The organism is Streptomyces sp. NRRL S-350 (genome assembly GCF_000719705.1).
GTDB lineage: Bacteria > Actinomycetota > Actinomycetes > Streptomycetales > Streptomycetaceae > Kitasatospora.
In genome coordinates this window covers 485,421-504,280 of the sequence record NZ_JOHO01000002.1, presented here as the reverse complement: position 1 = coordinate 504,280, position 18,860 = coordinate 485,421, and the positions used below count along the sequence as shown (strand labels likewise).

The following is an 18,860-nucleotide window of genomic DNA, read 5'->3' as shown; positions in this document are numbered from 1 at the left end:
TCGATAACCATGGCGGTGGCTGCTGCCCACCGAGGCCCACGCACTCCCGAAAGAGGACCTCCATGTCGCTCGACGTCTCCCCCGCCCTCCTCGCCCAGGCCCGGCAGGGCCGCGTCGACGAGGCCGCCTTCCTCGACACCGTCCGCGCCTCGCTCCCCTACGCCTACCGGGTCGTCGCCGGTCTCAGCACCGAACTCGCCGCAGGTGACGGCGAGTTCACCACCGACAACACCACGCCCAGCAACGAGGAGCGCGCCCAGCTGCTGCGCGCGCTGGCCAGCAACGCCATCCGGGGCAGCCTGGAGGACCACTTCGGCGTGAAGCTCGCCTTCGTCAACTGCCACCGCGTCGGCGCGTTCCGCCCCGGCTCCGAGGACAGCGAGGCGTACCGCGAGTTCACCTCGCTGCACAACCAGATCCGCAACCAGAGCCCGGAACTGCGCAGCTGCTGACGGCCCCAGCCGTGGCCCTGCCCACGGCCAGGGCCACCTGTGGGCGCTGACGGCTGCCTTACGGGGCGGCTGCCGCAAGGGGGCGCTTGCCGTAAGGGCGCTTGCCGTAAGGGCCCCACCCGGCCGGGTGGGGCCCCGCACGTAGCGCCGTGTTGCGCCCCGTTGCGGTCCGGTGACCGGATCCCGTGCCGATCTTGTCGAAGCGTGCGGCGGCTGCGTACGTTCGATGGGCACCACCCGCCCGGCCTTCCCCCGGGCGGCCGCCTCACCACGCGGAGCCGCTCACCATGTCGCCGGACCCTCGCCAGCTGCGGAAACTCGGCTTCCTCACCATCGGGCTCTTCGACGAGGCGGACCCGCGCCGGGGCCACGAATCCACCCTGGACCTCATCACCCTCGGCGAACGACTCGGCTTCGACAGCGCCTGGCTCCGCCACCGCCACCTCCAGTACGGGATCTCCTCCCCCGTCGCCGTCCTCGCCGCCGCCACCCAGCGCACCAGCCGCATCCGGCTCGGCACCGCCGTCACCCCGCTCGGCTGGGAGAACCCGCTGCGGCTCGCCGAGGACCTCGCCACGGTGGACGTCCTCTCCGGCGGCCGGCTCGAACCCGGATTCAGCGTCGGACCGCCCGTCCACTACGAGCACGTACGCGGCGCCCTCTACCCCGACACCGCCGAACACGAGGACTTCAGCCACCGCCGCGCCGAACGGCTGCTCGCCCTCGTCCGCGGCGAGGACGCCTCCGGCTTCGCCGGCACCGAGGGCATCGAGGTGTACTCCCGCCGGGTCCAGCCGCACTCCCCCGGCCTCGCCTCCCGGCTCTGGTACGGCGCCGGCAGCCTGCACTCCGCCCGCTGGGCCGGCGAACACGGACTCAACCTGCTCACCAGCAGCGTCGTCAAGGCGGAGACGGACGACGTGGCACCGGACTTCGCCGCCGTCCAGGCCCACCAGATCCGCGCGTTCCGCGAGCGCCACCCCGACGGCGAGCGCGCCCGGGTCTCCCAGGGCCTGGTGGTCATCCCCACCGACACCGCCACCCCCGAACAGCGCACCAAGTACGAGGCGTACGCCCGCTCCCGCACCCCGCGCACCCTCGCCCCACAGGGCCCGGCCCGGCTGCTGTTCGCCCCCGACCTGGTCGGCACGACCGAGCAGCTCGTCGAACGGCTGCAAGCCCACGCCGGGTACCGGGAGGTCGACGAGGTCGCCTTCGCGCTGCCGTTCAGCTTCGAGCACCGGGACTACGTGCAGATCCTCACCGACCTCGCGACCCGGCTCGGACCGGCGCTCGGCTGGCAGCCCTCGGCGGCCGCCGAGGGCCGACCGGCCGCCGAGGGCTGACCGGCCGCGAGCCGCGGGACCGCTCCGAGGGACCGACCCGAGGGGCCGTCCCCGCTTGGGAACCCCAACCGCCGGGTAACCGGAAGGCGTTCACCGCAACCACGGCACCCGGGGCGGCGTCCCCCTCCGGTACGGAGACGGCCGCCCCGGCCGGACGCCGACACGGGGGGAGACCCGATGGGGCCCTACGACGCCGTACCCGCACCGCCGCGCACCCTGCACCCCTGCCCCAGCTGCGGGCTCACCGACCAGGTTCGCAGCGTTCCGGCGGTCTACCACGCCGGGCGCAGCCGGACGACCGCCCGGTACCCCCAGGGCAACGACCACTACCAGTCCCGCGAGGTCGTCTCCGACCTCGCCCGGGCCCTCGCTCCGGCGCCGATCCGCGACCAGCCGCCCGGCCGCACGGCGGTGGCCATGGGGGTCGCCGCGCTCCTGGTCGCCGGCTTCACGTTCATCGCCGGGACCGTCGCCCGTCAGTTCAACGACGACCACGGCGACACCGCCGTGGTCGGAAGCCACTCCGCCTTCGAGGTCCCCGTCGAGCTGCCCGTCGTGGCCGTGGTCGTCGCCGCCGCGCTCTTCCTGGCGGCGGCTCTGCTCAGCGCGTCGGCAGGGCGTGAACTCGCCGGCCGCCCCCGGGCCGAACAGCTCTGGGCCCGGGCCTGGTACTGCGCCCGCTGCGGCACCGTCCACTTCCCGCCCGCCGCGGGCCCCAGCACTGCCGCCCTCAGCCTCCCGGAGTTCCGCCGCATGGTCTGGCACGCGGGCGGCTACGGCCACCTCGCCGACCGCTACTGAGTCCGACACCGCGGGGCCGGGTACCGCTCCGCCCGATCACCGCTGGGCCCGATCACCGCTGGGGCCGTACGCATCGAGGTGCCCGACGCATCCGGGTGCCCGACTGCCGCTGGTCATATGAATAAGCGCTTGCTTAGAATCGGACTCGTCGAGTTCCAGAGCCGAGTGCGCACCCAGGAGACGTCATGACCGCAGACGCCGGAGCCAACCGCCAGATCCGCCTCGCCCGGCGGCCGGTCGGGGAAGTCCGGGCCGAGGACTGGGCGCACGTGAGCGAGGCGGTGCCAGTGCCCGGGGACGGGGAGTTCCTGGGTCGCACCCGCTACCTCTCGCTGGACCCGGCGATGCGCGGCTGGCTGGACGACCGGCCGTCGTACCTGCCGCCGGTGGGGTTGGGCGACGTGATGCGGGCGGGCTCGGTGGTCGAGGTCGTCGCGTCGAACCACCCGAAGTTCCAGGTCGGGGACCACGTGGTCGGCGCCTTCGGGGTGCAGGAGTACGCGCTGTCGGACGGCAAGGGCGCACTGACCGTCGACCCCGCGCTCGCGCCGCTGTCCACCTACCTCGGCGCCCTCGGGATGCCCGGCATGACCGCCTACTTCGGCCTGCTGGAGGTGGGGGCGCTCAAGGAGGGCGAGACCGTGGTGGTCTCCGGCGCCGCCGGGGCGGTCGGCAGCATGGTCGGCCAGATCGCCAAGGTGAAGGGCTGCCGGGTGGTCGGCATCGCGGGCGGCCCCGAGAAGTGCGCCCTGCTCACCGAGGAGTTGGGCTTCGACGCGGCGATCGACTACCGCGCCGAGGACGTCCGCGAGGCGCTGCGCACCCACACCCCGGACCGCATCGACGTCTACTTCGACAACGTCGGCGGCCCGATCCTGGACGCCGCGCTGACCCGGCTCGCGACGCACGCCCGGGTCGTGGTCTGCGGGGCGATCAGCCAGTACAACAACGAGGAGGACACCGTCCAGGGCCCGGCCAACTACCTGTCGCTGCTGGTGCGGCGGGCGCGGATGGAGGGCTTCGTCGTGTTCGACTACGCCCGCCGGTACCCGGAGGCCACCGCCGAGATCGCGGGCTGGATCGGCGACGGCCGGATCAGGGTGAAGGAGCAGGTGGTGGAGGGCACCGTGGACGACTTCCCGGAGACCTTCCAGATGCTGTTCCGCGGCGAGAACACCGGCAAGCTGGTGCTCCGCCTCGGCTGAGCGGACTCCGGCGGCGGCCGGCTCGCCCCGGCCGGCTGCTCCCCTCTCCGGCTCCCGCCCGCCCCCGGCGCCGCCCTCCCCTGCGCTGCCCCTACCCCGCCCAGGCGCGCGCACCGCACCGGAGGGGGCAGGGGGGAACCGGCGCCGACCTCGGCTGAAAACATGATCGAAAGGCCCCTCCGGCCGTGGGAAACTGACGGGAGGACACGGCAGCCCACGGCTCGCCGTGCGCCGCAGTCGCAAGTCGTAGGGGGAGCGCGTGAACGAGCCGGCCGGGACGGCACGGACGATGGTCGGCCGCCGGTCCGAGGAGGACGCACTGTCGTCCTTCGTGACGGCCCCGCAGGGCCAGTCGCTCGTCCTGAAGGGCGAGACCGGCGTCGGCAAGAGCTCGCTCCTCGACCGCGCCGCCGAACTCGCCGCCGGCGCGGGCCACCGGGTGATCCGGGCGACCGGTGTCGAGGCGGAGTCCGACCTGCCCTTCGCCGGCCTGCACCAGCTCCTGCACCCGCTGCTCCCCCAGATCGGCCGGCTCGACAGCGGCTACCGCGGGGTGTTCGACGTCGTGTTCGGACGGAGCCACGAGAAGCCGCCGTCCGTCATGGCGCTCGCCATCGCGGTCCTCGACCTGCTGTCCCTGGCGGCCTCGCAGAAGCCCCTGCTGCTGGCCCTCGACGACGGGCAGTGGTTCGACACCGCCAGCGCCGAGGTCGTCGGCTTCGCGGGGCGCCGGCTGAGCGGCGGCTCGGTGAAGCTCCTCGTCGGGCTCCGCTCGGACATCCCCTCGCGGCTCGACACCGCGGGCCTCCCGGAGCTGTTCGTGCCCACCCTGTCGCCGGACGCGGCCGAACAACTGCTGGACCGGCAGCACCCCGGCCTCCACCCGCAGCTGCGCCGGGTCGTCCTGCGGGAGGCCCAGGGCAACCCGCTGGCCCTGCTGGAGCTGCCGCCCTACCTGAGCAGCCGGCCCGCCTCCGGGGCCGAGGGGGAGTCCGACTACCGGGGCGTCCCGCTGCCGCGGCGCCTGCAGCACGTCTACGGCACCCGCATCGAGGCCCTGAGCACGGAGGTGCGGGCGGAACTCCTGCGCGGTGCGCTGGACGGGGTCGAGGCCGGCCCCGCGGTCGGCCACACCCTGGGCGCCCGGTACCGGATGGCCGACGCCGACGAGGCGGCCTTCCGCGGCCTGCTGGACACCGACCCGGTCAGCGGCGACTTCGTCTTCCGCCACCCGCTGGTGCGCTCGACCGTCGTCCAGCTGGCGACCCCCAACGAGCGGCGCGCGGCACACGCCTCCCTCGCCCGCTTCCACCAGGGCGACGTCGAGCGGCGGGCCACCCACCTGGCGGCCGCGACGGTCGACCCCGACGAGCGGGTCGCCGCGGAGCTGGAGGCCGCCGCCGAATCCGCGACCCGGCGCGGCGGCGCGGTCGCCGCCATGGCCTGGCTGGCCCGCGCCGCGGAGCTCAGCGAGGACCACGCGAACCGCTCCAGGCGGCTCCGCGACGCGGCCTACCTCGCCGGTCAGACCGGCCGACTCGACCGCGCGCAGCGGCTGGCCCACGCCGACGCCGTGCCCGGCCGCGGCGAATCGCCCGCCGCGGCGCTCGTCGCCGCCTACCTGGCGCTGTACCAGGACGGGGAGGTGCACTCCTCGCGGCGCCAGATCATGGCCGTCATCGACGCCCTGCGGACGGACGCCCTGCAGAGCCACGGTCCGCAGGACGACGAAGCGCAGGCCGCGAACGAAACCGTCACGCGGCTGATCGACCTGCTCCTGGCGATCTGCCAGTACGCGAGCGACGCCGCCGCCTGGCAGGAGGTCCGTGCCTTCCTGGAGCGGCTGGGCGGCCTGGTCCCCACGCGCTCGCTGATCTACCGGGACGCCTGGAGCGACGTCGTCCGGCACGGCGCCGGCGTACCGCAACGACTCGAAGCCGCGTTCGCCGGCCGGGCGCACCTCGACCCCTGGGACGTCACCCGCCTCGGCGTCGCCGCCTACCACCTGGACGTGCTCGGGCCGGTCCGGCCGTACCTGCAGCGCACCGTCGACCGCGAGGTCGCGACCGGAGCTAAGTCCGCCGGGATGACGATGCTGCACCTGGTCATGCTCGACCAACTGGCCGTCGGCGAGTGGGACGACGCGGAACGGACCGGACTGCGCAGCCTGGAGCTGGCGACCGACCACGACCACGCGCTCTTCGCCCACCACAGCCGCGCCTACCTCGCGCTGCTGGCGGCGATGCGCGGACAGGTGGAGCGGGCCCGCGAACTGCAGGCCGCCGTCGACGGCTGGGCCCGCCCGCGCGGCGTCGGGTTCCTCATCCAGATCGCGGACTCCGTCGGCACGCTCGCGGCGCTCAGCGAGGGCGACTTCGAAGCCGCCTACCTGTACGCGATCGGCATCACCACCCCGGGCACGTTCACGCCCTACGCCCACCAGGCGTCCCGGACGCTGCTCGACCTCGTCGAGGCCGCCCTGCACACCGGGCGCACCGAGCAGGCCCGCCGCCACGCCGTCGCCGCCCGCGACGCCGGGCTGCCCGACCTCTCGCCGCGACTCGCACTGGTCACCTACGGCGCGCTGGCGATGACGACCGCCGACGCGAAGAGTGCGGACGAACTCTTCGAACTGGTCGAGACCCTTCCGGACGCCGTCCGCTTCCCGTTCGAACTGGCCCGCATCCGGCTCGCCCACGGCTACCGCACCCGGCTCTTCCGTGGCCCGGCGGCGGCCCGGAGGCCGCTGACCCTGGCCACGGAGGCCTTCGAACGGCTCGGCGCCACCGCCTGGGCCGAACGCGCCCGGGCCGAACTGCGGATCTCCGGCATGCCCACCCGCGCCTCCTCCGCCCACCTGGCCACCCTGACCTGGCAGGAGCACCGGATCGCCGACCTCGCCGCGAGCGGCCTGACCAACAAGGAGATCGGCGAGCGGATGCACCTGTCGCCCCGGACGGTCAGCTCGCACCTGTACCGGGTCTTCCCCAAGCTCGGCATCACCTCCCGCGCCGCGCTGCGCGACGCCCTGGGCAGCAACACCCCCGCCGCCGGGCCCGGGTGAGGCGCGGCGGCGCGGTCCTCCGGGACGGCAGGCGGTCGGTGGCGGTGGCGAGCGAAGGCAGGCGGCGGCAGGCGTCAGGCGGCGGCAGGCGTCAGGCGGCGGCAGGCGTCAGGCGGCGGCTCGGCTCCGCCGGGGGTTCACCTCCTGCGGCGGTCGGCGCCGATGCCCTGCCGGCCCAGCCAGTCGAGGACGTGGTCCGCGACCGAGCGCCAGCCGCTGTCCACGACCAGGGTGTGGCTGCGGTCCGCGAACTGCTTCAGCTCCGTAACCGCCGTCGAATCGCCGTACTGCTTGTAGACGGCGCGGGTCACGGCGTCGGGCACCAGCCGGTCCTCCTGGCCCGAGACCAGGAGCAGCGGCCCGCGGGCCCGTCGGCCCACGTCCACGGCCGTCAGGCCCGACGGGCCGCCGCCACCGACCTCGGTGAGCAGCCGATGCGGGGCCGGGACGGCGTACCGGTCGTAGAGCTCGGCGGCCCCCTCCGTGTCCGAGGTGTTCGCGAAGAGCTGCCGGAACCGGTGGGCGGAGACCGGCACCTGTGCCTGGCCGCCGCCGGCCGACGGCAGGCCGCGCCCGGCGAGCGGGCCGGGCAGCGGCACCCCGTTGACCGGCGCCGAGGCGATCGCCACGGCCGCGAGCCCGAGGCCGTCGGCGAGGAGCTGCTGCACGACCAGTCCGCCCACGGAGTGCCCGACGAGCACCGGTGGGCTTTCCGACGACCGTACGACGCCCGCGAAGTGCCCGGTCAGCGCACGCAGTCCGAGGTCCGGCAGCCGCTCCGGGCTGCGGCGCGCCTCGGCCGCCGTCGAGAGCTCGCCCGGCCAGCCCGGCGCCAGGACGGAGAAGCCCCGGGCCGCGAAGCGGTGGGCCCACGCCTCCCAGCACAGCGCGTGGAACCACGCTCCATGGACGAACACGACGGGCGTTGCGGGCACTTCAGGGCCTCCTGCCATGACGAACGCCCAGCACAGACGCGCGGGCACCCTGCCAGGATCTGCCGGGAACCGCGGCTCCGATACAGTCGAATGACTTAATTGCCACCCGGCCTCGCGCCGGGCCGACACCGCCGCCCGCACCCGTCTCCACGGCCCGGCGCAGCGAGCGGAAGTCTCAGCGTCCGGCCGTCGTCGGCCCGGCGGCCAGCAGTCGCACCATGTGCAGCTTCGCGACCGGCAGCCCGTCCACCAGGACGGCTGCCGGCTCCCGGCCCCACACCTCGAAGCCGCAGGCCGTGTAGAGCCGCAGCGCCGCCTCGTTGCCCTCCGAGACGGTCAGCAGCACCTGGCGCAGCCGCCCGTCCGCGACGGCGGTCCGCAGCACCTCCCGCACCAGCGCGCCGCCGATGCCCCGGCCGCCGGCGCCGCGGGCCACCGCCATGCCGTAAAGCGTGCCCTTGTGCCGCTCCTGGCTGCGCCGCGGCACCTTCAGCCCTGCCGTGCCGACCAGCGTGCCGGCTGCGTCGAAGGCCCCGAGCAGCGCGCCCGGACCGTCCTCGGCCTCGGCCAGGCGCTCCAGCGTCGCGGCCATCGGCCTGGCCCGCTCCTCGGCGTAGGCGGAGGTGAAGGCGCTGGGCGTCTCGCGCAGGGCCGCGAGCCGGAAGGCCCGGTACGGTTCGGCGTCCGCACGGCCCAGGCGGCGGACGGTGACGGGCTCAGCCGAGCCGGACACGGGTGCACCTCGTCAGGTACGGCATGGCGATCGCGTCCCGGCCGGCCAGGTCCGGGTGGGTGGCGAGCAGTTCCTCGACGTCGGCCAGCAGGCGGGCCCGTTCGGCGTCGGGCAGCGCGATGACGTAGCTGCGCGAGGCGACCAGGTCGACGATCCCGGCCCGGGTGGTGGAGTGCTCCCAGCGGATCTCCAGCCGCTCGGGCGCGCCGAAGGGTGCCGGGACGGCCGGCCAGGTGTCGATCCGCTGGTTCGTCGAACGGTGCATCAGCGCGCCCAGTTCGGCGGCCCACGGCTCGGACTCGTCCCGGACGTTCCACACCAGCGCGAGCGTTCCGCCGGGGGCGAGCACCCGGGCCGCCTCCGGCACGGCGGCCGCCGGATCGAACCAGTGCCAGGCCTGCGCCACCACGACGGCGTCCACGCTGCCGTCGGGCAGCGGGATCCGCTCCGCCGAGCCCGCCCGTACGGCGGCCTTCGGCACCGCGGCGACCAGTTGCGCCCGCATCCCCGCGTCGGGCTCGACCGCCACCACGTCCAGGCCCGCCTCGACCAGCAGCCCGGTCAACTTGCCCGTCCCGGCGCCGAGATCGAGCACCTTCCGGGCCTCCCTGGGCACCGCCGCACCGATCAGCGCCTGCGGGTAACCCGGCCGCCCGTGCTGGTAGGAGGCCGCCGCGACACCGAACGAACGCGCCCGCAGCCGCCCCGCCCAACGCCGCGTCGCCCCCTGCCGGGTCATCCCGCAGGCCCGCCCGATCTCCTCCCAGGTCGCCTCCCGCCCGCGCCGCAGTTCCTCCACCAGCCCCGTCCGGCGCTCCTCCAACGCGGCGATCACCCCCGACAACCGCCGCACCCCCGCCAACCCGCCCCCACCGGCCACGTCGTCCGCCACCCGCCGACCAAGATCGTCCGTCTCCATGGCCCGGCACTGTAGGGGCACCCACGGCGGTCCGTCAACGGACGTTGCTCCCGACAGCAACAGGTGTTGCCTTCAGCCCGCCCCCGTTCGTCCCCCGCACGAGTGATCGCGGGGCTTCGACGGCCCCGCCTTAGCACGAACTCGGCCGCCGATGGGGGCGCTTGGGCTGGAAACCGTTCGCATGGGGGAATCCGGGGCGGGTTGGCGGCACGGGGGCGGTGAGGGCGAGAAGCCTGGTGGCAGGGCGGCGGGTCGCCTGGGGTGGGACTGGTGTGCGGGATGTCGGGCATGTCCGGCAAGTTGCCACAAGTCGGTTGACAGGCAGTATTTTTGAGTTTCGGTCAGGGTTGTCCTGAACTTGGCTATGCTGCAGCACCACGCCGCCGGAGCCGGTCGCCGTCCGTCCCCGTACTGTTCCGATCGTTTGAGGATGCTGAATGCTTCGACCTGGATCGTCACGCGCCAGACGGCGCCCTGCGCCCTTGCTCGGCTGGCTGTTGCCGACGGCCGTGATGGCGGCGGCCGTGGCGGTGGCCGCGGTGGTGGTGTCCGCCGGGGCCCGGGCCGGGGTGCTGTGGTGCGGGGCGACGGGCACCGTGCTGGTGGCCGTGGTGGCCGCCGAGTCCGCGCGCCGGGGGCGGGCGTTGACCGAGCTTCGGGACCGCAGCGCCCGGCAGGCGGAGGACCTGCAGCGGCGGCTGGCCGGGCAGGAGGCCGAGCTCGACCGGCTCGCCAAGGTCGAGCTGCCACGGGTGGTCGCCGGGGCCCGGTACGGGTACTCGATCGACATCCTGCTGGACCCGATCGAGCAGGAGAACGCGCCCGTCTCCCCGCGGTTCCGCAAGTCCCTGGTGTCCGTGGCGCACGGCATCGCCGTAGCCGTCGACGACGAGGTGAGCCGGCGCGACTCCGCCGAGCGCGCCTTCGTGAACATCGCCCGCCGGGTCCAGGCGATCATCCACCGGCAGGCCAAGGACCTGCGGGAGATGGAGGACCGGCACGGCAACGACCCGGCGGTCTTCGACGACCTCCTGCGCCTGGACCACGGCAACGCGCTGACCGGCCGCCTCGCGGACAGCATCGCCGTCCTGTCCGGCGCCCGCCCGGGCCGCCAGTGGACCCGGCCGATCGCGCTCTACAGCGTGCTGCGCGGCGGCATGTCCCGGATCCTGGAGTACCAGCGCGTCGACCTGCACCCGGTGGCCCAGATCTCGGTCACCGGCCCGGCCGTCGAACCGCTGATCCACGCCGTCGCCGAGCTGCTCGACAACGCGACCCGCTACTCCCCGCCGCACACCCACGTGCACCTCAGCGCCTCCGAGGTGCAGAGCGGGATGGCGATCGAGATCGAGGACGGCGGCCTCGGCCTCACCGACGAGGCCACGGCCCGCGCCGAGCGGGCGATGCGCGAGGCCATGGTCTCCAAGGACTTCGACGACCTCACCGAGTCCCCCCGGCTGGGCTTCGCCATCGTCGGCCGGCTCTGCCAGGCGTACGGCTTCCAGGTCTCGCTGCGCCGCTCCGCGTACGGCGGGGTGCGTGCGGTGCTGGTCGTGCCGCAGGAACTCCTCACCACCGCTCCCCCGACCGGCCGGGCGCACGGCATCGGCGCCTTCTCCGGCCCCCGCCCGCTTCCGCCGAACCCGCCCCGGCACGCGGCCCCGGCGCGCCCGTGGGGCGCGCGGACGACCTCGGCCGGCGTCGGGCCGTCCTACGGTTCGACCACCCCGTGGGGGTCGTCCGCCTCGGCGGCCGCCGCCTCGGGGGGCATCGACGACGAGGTGATCGTGACCGAGCGCACGGCCAACGGCCTGCCGCAACGCCGCCGCCACCGGCCGACCGGCCGGGCCGCCTTCGCCACACCCCCGCGCGGCACCGCGCAGCCCGCCGGCCCGACGGCGGGGCCGGTGGCGGGCCCGACGGCGCAGGCCCCCCGCCCGGGCAAGGAGCCGAAGCAGCCGGGCCTGTGGCTGGAGGCGTTCATGGACGGCATCAAGGGCACCGCTCCGGCGCCGTCCGCCGGGCAACCGGGGCAGGTCGGCCCGACGGCGCAGAACGGACAGGCCGCGCAGGCCGGGCCGGCGACGCCGCCGGGACAGGCCGCGCAGGCCGGGCAGCCGGGCCGGGCCGGGCTTCCCGGGCAACCGGGCCAGGCCTGGCGGGCCGGCTCCGCGCCCGCCGGGGCCGGGCCCACGAGTGCCGGACCGACCGGTCCCGGACGCACCAGTGAAGAGACGGCAGGGAAAGGCGAGCAGTGATTCCGCACCGCAGCAACATGGACTGGATCCTCAACGACCTCGCGCACAGCGTTCCGTGCGTGCGCCACGTCATCGTGCTGTCCGCCGACGGCCTGCGGATCGCCCAGTACGGCACCGACCCGGACACCGCCGACCGCCTCGCCGCCGCCTGCGCCGGGCTGCAGAGCCTGGCCGGCGCGGTCGGGCACGAGTTCCCGCACGGCGACGGCTCGATGCGGCTGGTGGTGATCGAGGTCGACGGCGGCTACTTCTACCTGATGGCGGCCGGTGACCGCGCCTACCTCGCGGTGCTCGCCGACGAGGGCGTGGACGCCGGGCTGGTGAGCCACCAGATGCGCGACCTGGTCGCCCGGATCGGCGAGCACCTGTCCACGCCCCCGCGCAACCCCGAGGTGGTCGCGTGAGCCGGCCCCCGGCCCGGCGCAGCGGCGGGACGGGCACATGAACGAGCACAGTGAGGCGGTTGCATGACGGCAGAACAGGGCGGCTGGGACGGCCCCGAGCCCGACCGCCTGTACGTGATCACGCGCGGTCGCAGCGGCCCGTCCGGGCCCGGCGTCTTCGACCTGGTCACCCTGATCGTCTCCCTCGCGGAGCCGACCCCCGCCCTGCAGCCCGAGCACGCCGCGATCCTGCGGCTGTGCCGTTCCCCGCTCTCGGTGGCGGAGGTCTCCGCCTACCTGGAACTACCCACGAGCGTGGTCACCGTCCTGCTGGCGGACCTGCTCGACGACGGGCTGATCGAGGCCCGCGCCGCCGTCCCCGCGGCGGAACTCCCCGACCGTGCCCTGTTGGAGGCGGTGATCCATGGACTTCAGCGGCTCTGACACGGTGGCGGGGCCGGCCGGCGCGGACCTGCTGCCGGACACCGTGACCACGGCGGTGAAGGTGGTGATCGTCGGCGGCTTCGGCGTCGGCAAGACGACGCTGGTCGGCTCGGTCAGCGAGATCCGCCCGCTGACCACCGAGGAGACCATGACCCAGGCCGGGGTCGGCGTGGACGACCCGACCGGGGTCGAGCTCAAGACGTCCACCACCGTGGCCATGGACTTCGGCCGGATCAGCATCAGCGACAGGCTCGTGCTCTACGTCTTCGGCACCCCCGGGCAGGAGCGGTTCTGGTTCCTCTGGAACGGCCTGTTCGAGGGCGCCCTGGGTGCGGTGGTGCTGGTGGACACCCGCCGCCTGGAGGTCAGCTTCGAGGTGATCGGCCGGCTGGAGGAGCGGGGCGTGCCCTTCGTGGTGGCCGTCAACGGCTTCCCCGAGGCGCCGGCCTTCCCGCTCGACGAGTTGCGGGGGGCGCTCGACCTGCCGCCCGAGGTGCCGATCGTCGCCTGCGACGCGCGCAGCCGCGAGTCCAGCCGGGACACCCTGATGACGCTGATGCACTACCTGTACGAGCTCGCCGCCCCACCCGCGGGCTGACGCCCCGCCCACCCGAACCCTGTGACCGGAGACCTTGTGACCAGCCCGTTCCCCGACGCCGCTCCGACCCCGCCGCCCGGTTGCCCGGCCCACGGCCGCGGCTTCGACCCGATCGGCCCCGGCCCCGTCGGCCACGACCCGATGCCCCCCGGCCGGCCGGACCACGACCCGGACGACCGGATCGGCCCGATCGGCCCCGGCGGCCTGCGGCGCCTGTACGGTCCGGAGGCCGAGGCCGACCCGGCGGCCCTGTACGAGAAGCTGCGCGCCGAGTACGGCGAGGTGGCCCCGGTGCTCCTGCACGGCGATCACCGGGCCTGGCTGGTCCTCAGCCACGGCGCCAACATCACCGCGATGCGCACTCCCTCGCTGTTCTCCCGCGACTCCCGCCTGTGGACGGCGTTCCGCACCGGCGAACTCCCGATGGACTCCCCGCTGATGCCGGTGATCGCCTGGCAGCCGATCTGCGTCTTCGCGGACGGCGACGAGCACCGCCGGCTGCGCGGTGCCGTCCTGGACGGCCTGAACCGCTTCGACCGGCGCGGGATCCGCCGCCACGTGCGCCGGTTCACCACCGACCTGGTCCAGGTGGTCGGCCCGACCGGCCGGGCCGAGCTGATCACCCAGTTCGCCGAGCACCTGCCGATGCTGGTGATGACCAAGCTCCTCGGCATGCCGGACGAGTACGGCCCGCAGTTGGTGACCGCCGCCCGGGACCTGATGAAGGGCACCGAGACGGCCATCGCCAGCAACGAGTACGTGGTGGCCGGTCTGCGCCGGACCATCGCCATCAAGCGCGAGGCGCCGGGCGACGACCTGACCAGCCGTCTGCTGGCGCACCCGGCGGGGCTGACCGAGGACGAGGTGATGGAGCACCTGCGGGTGGTCCTGCTCGCGGCCAACGAGACCACCGTCAACCTGATCGCCGACTCGCTGAAGATGGTGCTCACCGATCCGCGCTTCCGCGCTCACCTCTCCGGCGGCCAGATGACCCTGGGCGAGGCGCTGGACCAGGTGCTCTGGGACTCCCCGCCGATGTCGCTGGTGGCCGGCCGCTGGGCGACGGCCGACACCGAGCTGGGCGGCCGGCGGATCAAGGCGGGGGACCTGCTGCTGCTCGGGCTCGCGGCCGGCAACGTCGACCCGGTCGTCCGGCCCGACCCGGCCGCCCCGCTGTACGGCAACCGCTCCCACCTGTCCTTCGGTGCCGGTCCGCACGAGTGCCCGGGGCAGGACATCGGACGGCACGTCGCCGAGGCCGGCATCGACATCCTGCTCACCCTGCTGCCGGACGTCCGGCTCGCGGTGCCGGAGGAGGAGTTGACCTGGAGTTCGGCCTGGATCTCCCGGCACCTGACGGCGCTGCCGGTGGAGTTCACCCCGCGCGACATCGACCCGGATCCGGTCTCCGTCGCGGAGGCGGAGCGGGCCGCCGCGGTGGCGGCGGAGCGGGCGGCGGAGACGGAGCGGGCGACGCAGGCCGAACGGGCCGCGCGGGCGGCCAGGGCCGCGGCCCGGACCGCCCCGTCGGTCCCTGCGCAGCGGCGCAGCTGGTGGGACGTGCTGACCGGCATCTTCCGCCGCTGAGTTCACCGCCCTGCCGCGGGGCCCGCGGGTCGGCCTTCCTCGTCAGTTCTCGCGCGCGTCCGCCCGGCTCCGGTGCAGGGTGAAGGTGTCCACCGGGGTGAGGTCGCCGTGCGGCCCGTCGAAGGTGTAGTAGGTGACCCGCATGGTGGTGGTGCCGCCGCGGCGGTCGCCGGGGTCGACGTCGAACGCGGCGAAGCCGTGGGTGTGCGTGCGGTCCTGGTGCGCGGCCCACGGGGCGTCCTCGGTGAGCCAGATGGACTGCCGGTACGGGGCCGGCGGGCGCGGCTTCTCCTCCAGGGCGACGACGACCCGGCCCTTGGGGTCGGGGAAGAGGTCGTCCTGGGTGGTGGCGGCGTTGCCGCCGGTGCCGATGACCATGTGGACGGTGCCGCGCCCGGTGTCGATCAGGTCCTTGCGGGTGTCGGTCGGCACCGGGGTGCGGGTGTCGTTGGGCAGGGTGCCCCGGACGGCGTGCGAGCGCTCGTAGTAGTGCTCGTGGCCGGTGACCACGAGGTCGACCCCGTACGCGTCGAACAGCGGGCCCCAGGCCTCGCGGATGCCGAGGTCGCTGCCGGCGCCGTGCATCGAGCTGGAGATCATCGGGTGGTGCATGCAGACCACGATCCAGTCGATCGCCCGGCTGCCGCGCGCGGCCCGCAGCTCCCGTTCCAGCCAGCGCTGTTGGGCGCCTCCGGAGTAGCCGCGGAGGTAGCGGTCGCCGCCGTCCTGGATGGCCACGTCGTCGTTGGCGAGGCTGATGAAGCGCACCGAGCCGACGGTGAAGGCGTACCACATGCCCCGGGTCTCCTCGTCGGAGGAGGCGGTGGAGTCCGGCAGCGAGAAGTACGTCTGGTAGCCGAGGGCGCCGAGGGGGCCGTTGCCGCTCTCGTTCTCGCCGTTGCCGACGCACGGCATCCAGGGGCGCAGTCGGGCCGAGCGGCTGTTGTTGATGAACCAGTCGGCCCAGGTGGCGGTGCGGCTCTGGCCGCGCCGGCCGCCGTAGGAGGCGTAGCAGAGGTCGCCGTTGACGAGGTTGAACAGCGGGCCGACGCGTTCGACGGCGGCGACGATGTCGGCGGAGTTCAGGGTGCCGACCTGGCTGCTGGTGTACAGCGGGTACTTGCCGAGCGGCGAGGGCATGCCGTCCGGGAAGGCCACCAGGCGGCGCAGGTTCGGGGTGGCCTGGTCGCCGAAACTGGTGAAGGTGAAGGGGGCGCGGCCGCGCGGGGCGGTGGTGAAGCTGCCGCCCTCGGGGTTCGCGCCGTCGTGGCCGGCGCTGTAGAGGTAGGTGGTGCCGGGTCGGAGGCCGCTGAGCCGGGCGTGGTGGACGTACATCTCGACCTGGTCGAGGGCGTCCCGGTAGGTGCGGGTCTCGGCCTGGACGACGCGGCCGAGGCCGCCGTCCGGTGAGCCGTACCGGACCTGGGGGCGGCGCACGGACTGGGGGGTGAGCCAGGAGACGGTCATCTCGGTGGCCGGGTCGGTGCCGAACTGCAGGTGCAGGCCGGTCACGCCGGCTGTGCCGGCGCGGTGCGGGGTGGTCTGCAGGAGGGGGCTGGTGGGTGCGTCGTCGGCCGGTTCGGCGGCTGCCGGTGGGGCGGCAGCCGCGCCGGCCGCGACGAGGGCGGCTCCGGCCGCCGAGGTGCTCTTGAGGATGGACCTGCGTGCGATGGTCATGACACTCCGCCTGTCGAGTGGGGGATTCGACGGGCAGTCACTCTAATGACATGTTCACGTGCAGACGATCGTTTTGGCAGACTCCGGCCGGACCCGTCCTGAATCCGGCGCAGCGTCAGTACTGCCTCCCACCCGGCGGACTACACCTTGCGGGCCAGTCCGGCGTACACCGAGACCGCCGCCCCGGTCGGGCCCCCGGCGGGCGCCTCGCCCGGCTCCGGGTGCCAGCGGTCGGCCAGGACCACACCCGGCTCGTCCGGCTCCAGCCCGGCGAAGAAGCGCTCGACGCCCTCCCGCGACCGCAGGTGCACCTCGATCCCCGCCTCGGCGTAGCGGCGGATGCCGATCGCGGCCTGCTCCGGCGAGGGGTCCGGGGTGCCGGCCGTCAACGCCAGGAAGCTGCCGACGGGCAGGGCGTCCAGGAGCTTGCGGATGGGCGGGTGCGCGGCCTCGTCGGAGAGGAAGTGGACGATGTTGATCAGCGTCAGTCCGACCGGCCGGCCGAGGTCCAGGGTGGCGGCCACCGCAGGGTCGGCGAGGAACCGCTCCGGGTCGCGCAGGTCGCCCTGGACGTAGGCGGTGCGGCCCTCGGGGGTGCTGGTGAGCAGCGCGCGCGAGTGGGCGAGCACGATCGGGTCGTTGTCGACGTACACGACGCGGCAGGCGGGGTCGACCGACTGGACGACCTCGTGCAGGTTGGGCGCGGTGGGGATGCCCGTGCCGACGTCCAGGAACTGGCGGATGCCGTGCACGTCCGCGAGCCGGCGGACCATCCGGTGCATCACCGCGCGGGCGGCGGTGGCACCCTCGCGCGCGCCGGGCAGGTCGGCGAGGACGCGGTCGCCGACCTCGCGGTCCGCCGGGAAGTTCGTCTTGCCGCCGAGCAGGTAGTCGTAGACGCGGGCGGAGTGCGCCCGGTCGGTGCGCAGGTCGACCTGCGGCGGCTCCTCGAATCCCGCTTCGGTCAGCCAGCTGTCGGACCCGCTGGAATCCGGTGCGTCGGTGTGCACGCTGTCCCTCCCCGTTCGGCGATCGTCCGACCACTCAACCACAGCCGGTGATCATCCGTCAGGCCGACCCCGGGGAACGGCGGGCGCCGGCCTCGGATCCCCGGACGGCGGCGGCGAAGGAGGGCACCTTCACGGCCGTGAGCAGCGCCAGGGCCGGGCCCGTCGTGCAGACCGTCACGTACACCGGGATCACGCCGAGCCAGTGCCGGTCGCCCAACCACTCGGCGAGCAGCGGGAAGGTGCCGCCGAACGCGGCGATGGTGGCCGCGTTGACCACGCCGAGGCCCACCGCTCGCACCTCGGTCGGGAACAGCAGGCCGGTGAAGACGTTGAGGGTGCCGAGCACCGTCGCCACGAGCATCCCCAGCAGCACGGCGACGACCTGGAAGGGCAGCCAGCCCTGGCGCAGTGCCGCGAGCAGCACCCCGACCAGCGGGATCGGCAGGCCGAACCCGAGCCGGGCCACCGGCAGCAGGCCGAAGCGGTCGGCGGCGGCTCCGGTGAGCAGCATGGTGACCAGCACCACGCCGAGCACGACGGTCATGAAGGAGGCCGCCTCCTCCTTGCCGATCACGTGGTACGCCGCGGCGTACTGCGGCAGGTAGACCAGGGCGAAGTAGTAACCGACGGTGCCGCCCAGGGTGTTGAGGAAGACGGTGAGCACCGCCCACCGGTGCTCGCGGAGCGTCCGCAGGAACGGCGGGCGGCCGTTCGCCGCGGCGCGCGCCCGGGCCCGGTGGAACTCCTCGCTCTCCGGCGCCGCCCTGCGGACCCAGACGGCGGCCAGTCCGAGCAGTGCGGCGGCCACGAAGCCCCAGCGCCAGCCGCCGTTCTCCAGGCCGGACTTGCCGATGGTGTGGATGAGCAGGGTGAGCACCCCGAAGGAGAGCAGCGAGCCGAGGATGATCCCGCCGTAGGAGACGGAGCTGAACGCGAAGCGGTGCCGGGGCGGCGCCGTCTCGGTCACGTACGCGGCCACGCTCGGCGCCTCCCCGCCGAAGGCGAGCCCCTGCACCACCCGCGCGGCGACGGCCAGCACCGCCGCCCAGACCCCGATCGTGCTCCGGCCGGGCACGGCGGCGATGCCGAGGCTCGCGACGGCGATCACCGCCATGCCGAGGCTCAGCGCGAAGCGCCGGCCCCGGGTGTCGCTCAGCCGCCCGATCAGGTAGGAGCCGATCGGGCGGGCCACGAAGCCGACCGCGAAGGTGACGTACGCGCCGAGCATGCCGCCGATCCCGTGTTCGCCGTGGCCGAAGAGGTCGGCGGCGAAGTAGGGCGCGAGGACGGCGTAGATGTTCCAGTCGAAGGACTCGACCACCGAGCCGACCGTCGCCGCCGCCAACTCCTTGCGCCGGCCGCCGGTTTCCGACCGGCGGCGGGTCGGGGCGATCGCACTGCTTTCTGTCATGGCCTCAGCATGGCATTCGTCCGCGGTGCGGCGGAAT

16 protein-coding genes are annotated in these 18,860 nt (G+C 74.4%); 10 read left to right on the top strand and 6 right to left on the bottom strand.

The window, feature by feature from the left end; translation table 11 throughout:
* Positions 1-62: 62 nt before the first annotated feature.
* The 5 genes from IF30_RS0103620 to IF30_RS0103600 all read left to right on the top strand — a co-directional run bounded on the left by IF30_RS0103620 (position 63) and on the right by IF30_RS0103600 (position 6,868).
* A complete protein-coding gene (locus tag IF30_RS0103620) occupies positions 63-452 on the top strand; it encodes an SCO5389 family protein (RefSeq protein ID WP_030231778.1) in 390 nt (129 codons plus the stop codon).
* Positions 453-739: 287 nt separating this feature from the next.
* Entirely contained in the window at positions 740-1,798 is a 1,059-nt protein-coding gene (locus tag IF30_RS0103615) for an LLM class flavin-dependent oxidoreductase (protein WP_030231777.1), read from the top strand.
* A gap of 177 nt (positions 1,799-1,975) precedes the next feature.
* Positions 1,976-2,599, top strand: coding sequence for a hypothetical protein (locus IF30_RS0103610; protein WP_030231771.1), 624 nt, complete (start codon positions 1,976-1,978; stop codon positions 2,597-2,599).
* 185 nt (positions 2,600-2,784) lie between these two features.
* Complete coding sequence (locus IF30_RS0103605; RefSeq protein ID WP_030231769.1) at positions 2,785-3,804, top strand: NADP-dependent oxidoreductase; 1,020 nt, start codon at positions 2,785-2,787, stop codon at positions 3,802-3,804.
* 289 nt (positions 3,805-4,093) lie between these two features.
* Positions 4,094-6,868, top strand: a complete 2,775-nt coding sequence (locus IF30_RS0103600) for a helix-turn-helix transcriptional regulator (RefSeq protein WP_030231768.1) — start codon at positions 4,094-4,096, stop codon at positions 6,866-6,868.
* A gap of 137 nt (positions 6,869-7,005) precedes the next feature.
* Here the strand turns inward: IF30_RS0103600 and IF30_RS0103595 are convergent, their stop codons facing one another.
* The 3 genes from IF30_RS0103595 to IF30_RS0103585 form a co-directional block, all read right to left on the bottom strand.
* Positions 7,006-7,803, bottom strand: coding sequence for an alpha/beta hydrolase (locus IF30_RS0103595; RefSeq protein WP_107054307.1), 798 nt, complete (start codon positions 7,801-7,803; stop codon positions 7,006-7,008).
* 175 nt (positions 7,804-7,978) lie between these two features.
* Positions 7,979-8,536: a GNAT family N-acetyltransferase gene (locus IF30_RS0103590; RefSeq protein ID WP_037898735.1), complete on the bottom strand. Its 558-nt coding sequence runs from the start codon at positions 8,534-8,536 to the stop codon at positions 7,979-7,981.
* A complete protein-coding gene (locus IF30_RS0103585) occupies positions 8,520-9,455 on the bottom strand; it encodes a class I SAM-dependent methyltransferase (RefSeq protein ID WP_078891094.1) in 936 nt (311 codons plus the stop codon). The genes IF30_RS0103590 and IF30_RS0103585 overlap by 17 nt, the downstream gene beginning before the upstream one ends.
* Positions 9,456-9,892: 437 nt before the next feature.
* Between IF30_RS0103585 and IF30_RS40930 the strand changes: the two genes are divergently transcribed.
* The 5 genes from IF30_RS40930 to IF30_RS40925 all read left to right on the top strand — a co-directional run bounded on the left by IF30_RS40930 (position 9,893) and on the right by IF30_RS40925 (position 14,725).
* Positions 9,893-11,713 (top strand): ATP-binding protein, encoded by a 1,821-nt coding sequence (locus IF30_RS40930; RefSeq protein WP_420791116.1) that lies wholly within the window; start codon positions 9,893-9,895, stop codon positions 11,711-11,713.
* Positions 11,714-11,730: 17 nt separating this feature from the next.
* Positions 11,731-12,117, top strand: a complete 387-nt coding sequence (locus IF30_RS0103575; protein ID WP_199807809.1) for a roadblock/LC7 domain-containing protein — start codon at positions 11,731-11,733, stop codon at positions 12,115-12,117.
* A gap of 63 nt (positions 12,118-12,180) precedes the next feature.
* Positions 12,181-12,540, top strand: coding sequence for a DUF742 domain-containing protein (locus tag IF30_RS0103570; protein ID WP_030231750.1), 360 nt, complete (start codon positions 12,181-12,183; stop codon positions 12,538-12,540).
* Complete coding sequence (locus IF30_RS0103565) at positions 12,521-13,138, top strand: GTP-binding protein (RefSeq protein ID WP_030231748.1); 618 nt, start codon at positions 12,521-12,523, stop codon at positions 13,136-13,138. The genes IF30_RS0103570 and IF30_RS0103565 overlap by 20 nt, the downstream gene beginning before the upstream one ends.
* 36 nt (positions 13,139-13,174) lie before the next feature.
* Complete coding sequence (locus tag IF30_RS40925) at positions 13,175-14,725, top strand: cytochrome P450 (RefSeq protein WP_199807808.1); 1,551 nt, start codon at positions 13,175-13,177, stop codon at positions 14,723-14,725.
* A 42-nt stretch (positions 14,726-14,767) separates the two neighbouring features.
* Here the strand turns inward: IF30_RS40925 and IF30_RS0103555 are convergent, their stop codons facing one another.
* The 3 genes from IF30_RS0103555 to IF30_RS0103545 all read right to left on the bottom strand — a co-directional run bounded on the left by IF30_RS0103555 (position 14,768) and on the right by IF30_RS0103545 (position 18,823).
* On the bottom strand, positions 14,768-16,402 hold the full coding sequence (locus tag IF30_RS0103555) for a purple acid phosphatase family protein (protein WP_030231744.1): 1,635 nt from the start codon (positions 16,400-16,402) through the stop codon (positions 14,768-14,770).
* Between the two features lie 140 nt (positions 16,403-16,542).
* Positions 16,543-17,412: an SAM-dependent methyltransferase gene (locus IF30_RS0103550; RefSeq protein ID WP_107054306.1), complete on the bottom strand. Its 870-nt coding sequence runs from the start codon at positions 17,410-17,412 to the stop codon at positions 16,543-16,545.
* 58 nt (positions 17,413-17,470) lie between these two features.
* Entirely contained in the window at positions 17,471-18,823 is a 1,353-nt protein-coding gene (locus tag IF30_RS0103545) for an MFS transporter (protein WP_051709122.1), read from the bottom strand.
* Positions 18,824-18,860 lie beyond the last annotated feature (37 nt).

Excerpts from the sequence above, each read along its gene's own strand:
- IF30_RS40930 (WP_420791116.1), top strand. The coding sequence starts at position 9,893 with ATGCTTCGACCTGGATCGTCACGCGCCAGACGGCGCCCTGCGCCCTTG.
- IF30_RS0103605 (WP_030231769.1), top strand. The coding sequence starts at position 2,785 with ATGACCGCAGACGCCGGAGCCAACCGCCAGATCCGCCTCGCCCGGCGG.
- IF30_RS0103555 (WP_030231744.1), bottom strand. The coding sequence starts at position 16,402 with ATGACCATCGCACGCAGGTCCATCCTCAAGAGCACCTCGGCGGCCGGA.
- IF30_RS0103545 (WP_051709122.1), bottom strand. The coding sequence starts at position 18,823 with ATGACAGAAAGCAGTGCGATCGCCCCGACCCGCCGCCGGTCGGAAACC.
- IF30_RS0103585 (WP_078891094.1), bottom strand. The coding sequence starts at position 9,455 with ATGGAGACGGACGATCTTGGTCGGCGGGTGGCGGACGACGTGGCCGGT.
- IF30_RS0103600 (WP_030231768.1), top strand. The coding sequence starts at position 4,094 with ATGGTCGGCCGCCGGTCCGAGGAGGACGCACTGTCGTCCTTCGTGACG.
- IF30_RS0103615 (WP_030231777.1), top strand. The coding sequence starts at position 740 with ATGTCGCCGGACCCTCGCCAGCTGCGGAAACTCGGCTTCCTCACCATC.
- IF30_RS0103565 (WP_030231748.1), top strand. The coding sequence starts at position 12,521 with ATGGACTTCAGCGGCTCTGACACGGTGGCGGGGCCGGCCGGCGCGGAC.
- IF30_RS0103575 (WP_199807809.1), top strand. The coding sequence starts at position 11,731 with ATGGACTGGATCCTCAACGACCTCGCGCACAGCGTTCCGTGCGTGCGC.
- IF30_RS0103610 (WP_030231771.1), top strand. The coding sequence starts at position 1,976 with ATGGGGCCCTACGACGCCGTACCCGCACCGCCGCGCACCCTGCACCCC.
- IF30_RS0103570 (WP_030231750.1), top strand. The coding sequence starts at position 12,181 with ATGACGGCAGAACAGGGCGGCTGGGACGGCCCCGAGCCCGACCGCCTG.
- IF30_RS0103620 (WP_030231778.1), top strand. The coding sequence starts at position 63 with ATGTCGCTCGACGTCTCCCCCGCCCTCCTCGCCCAGGCCCGGCAGGGC.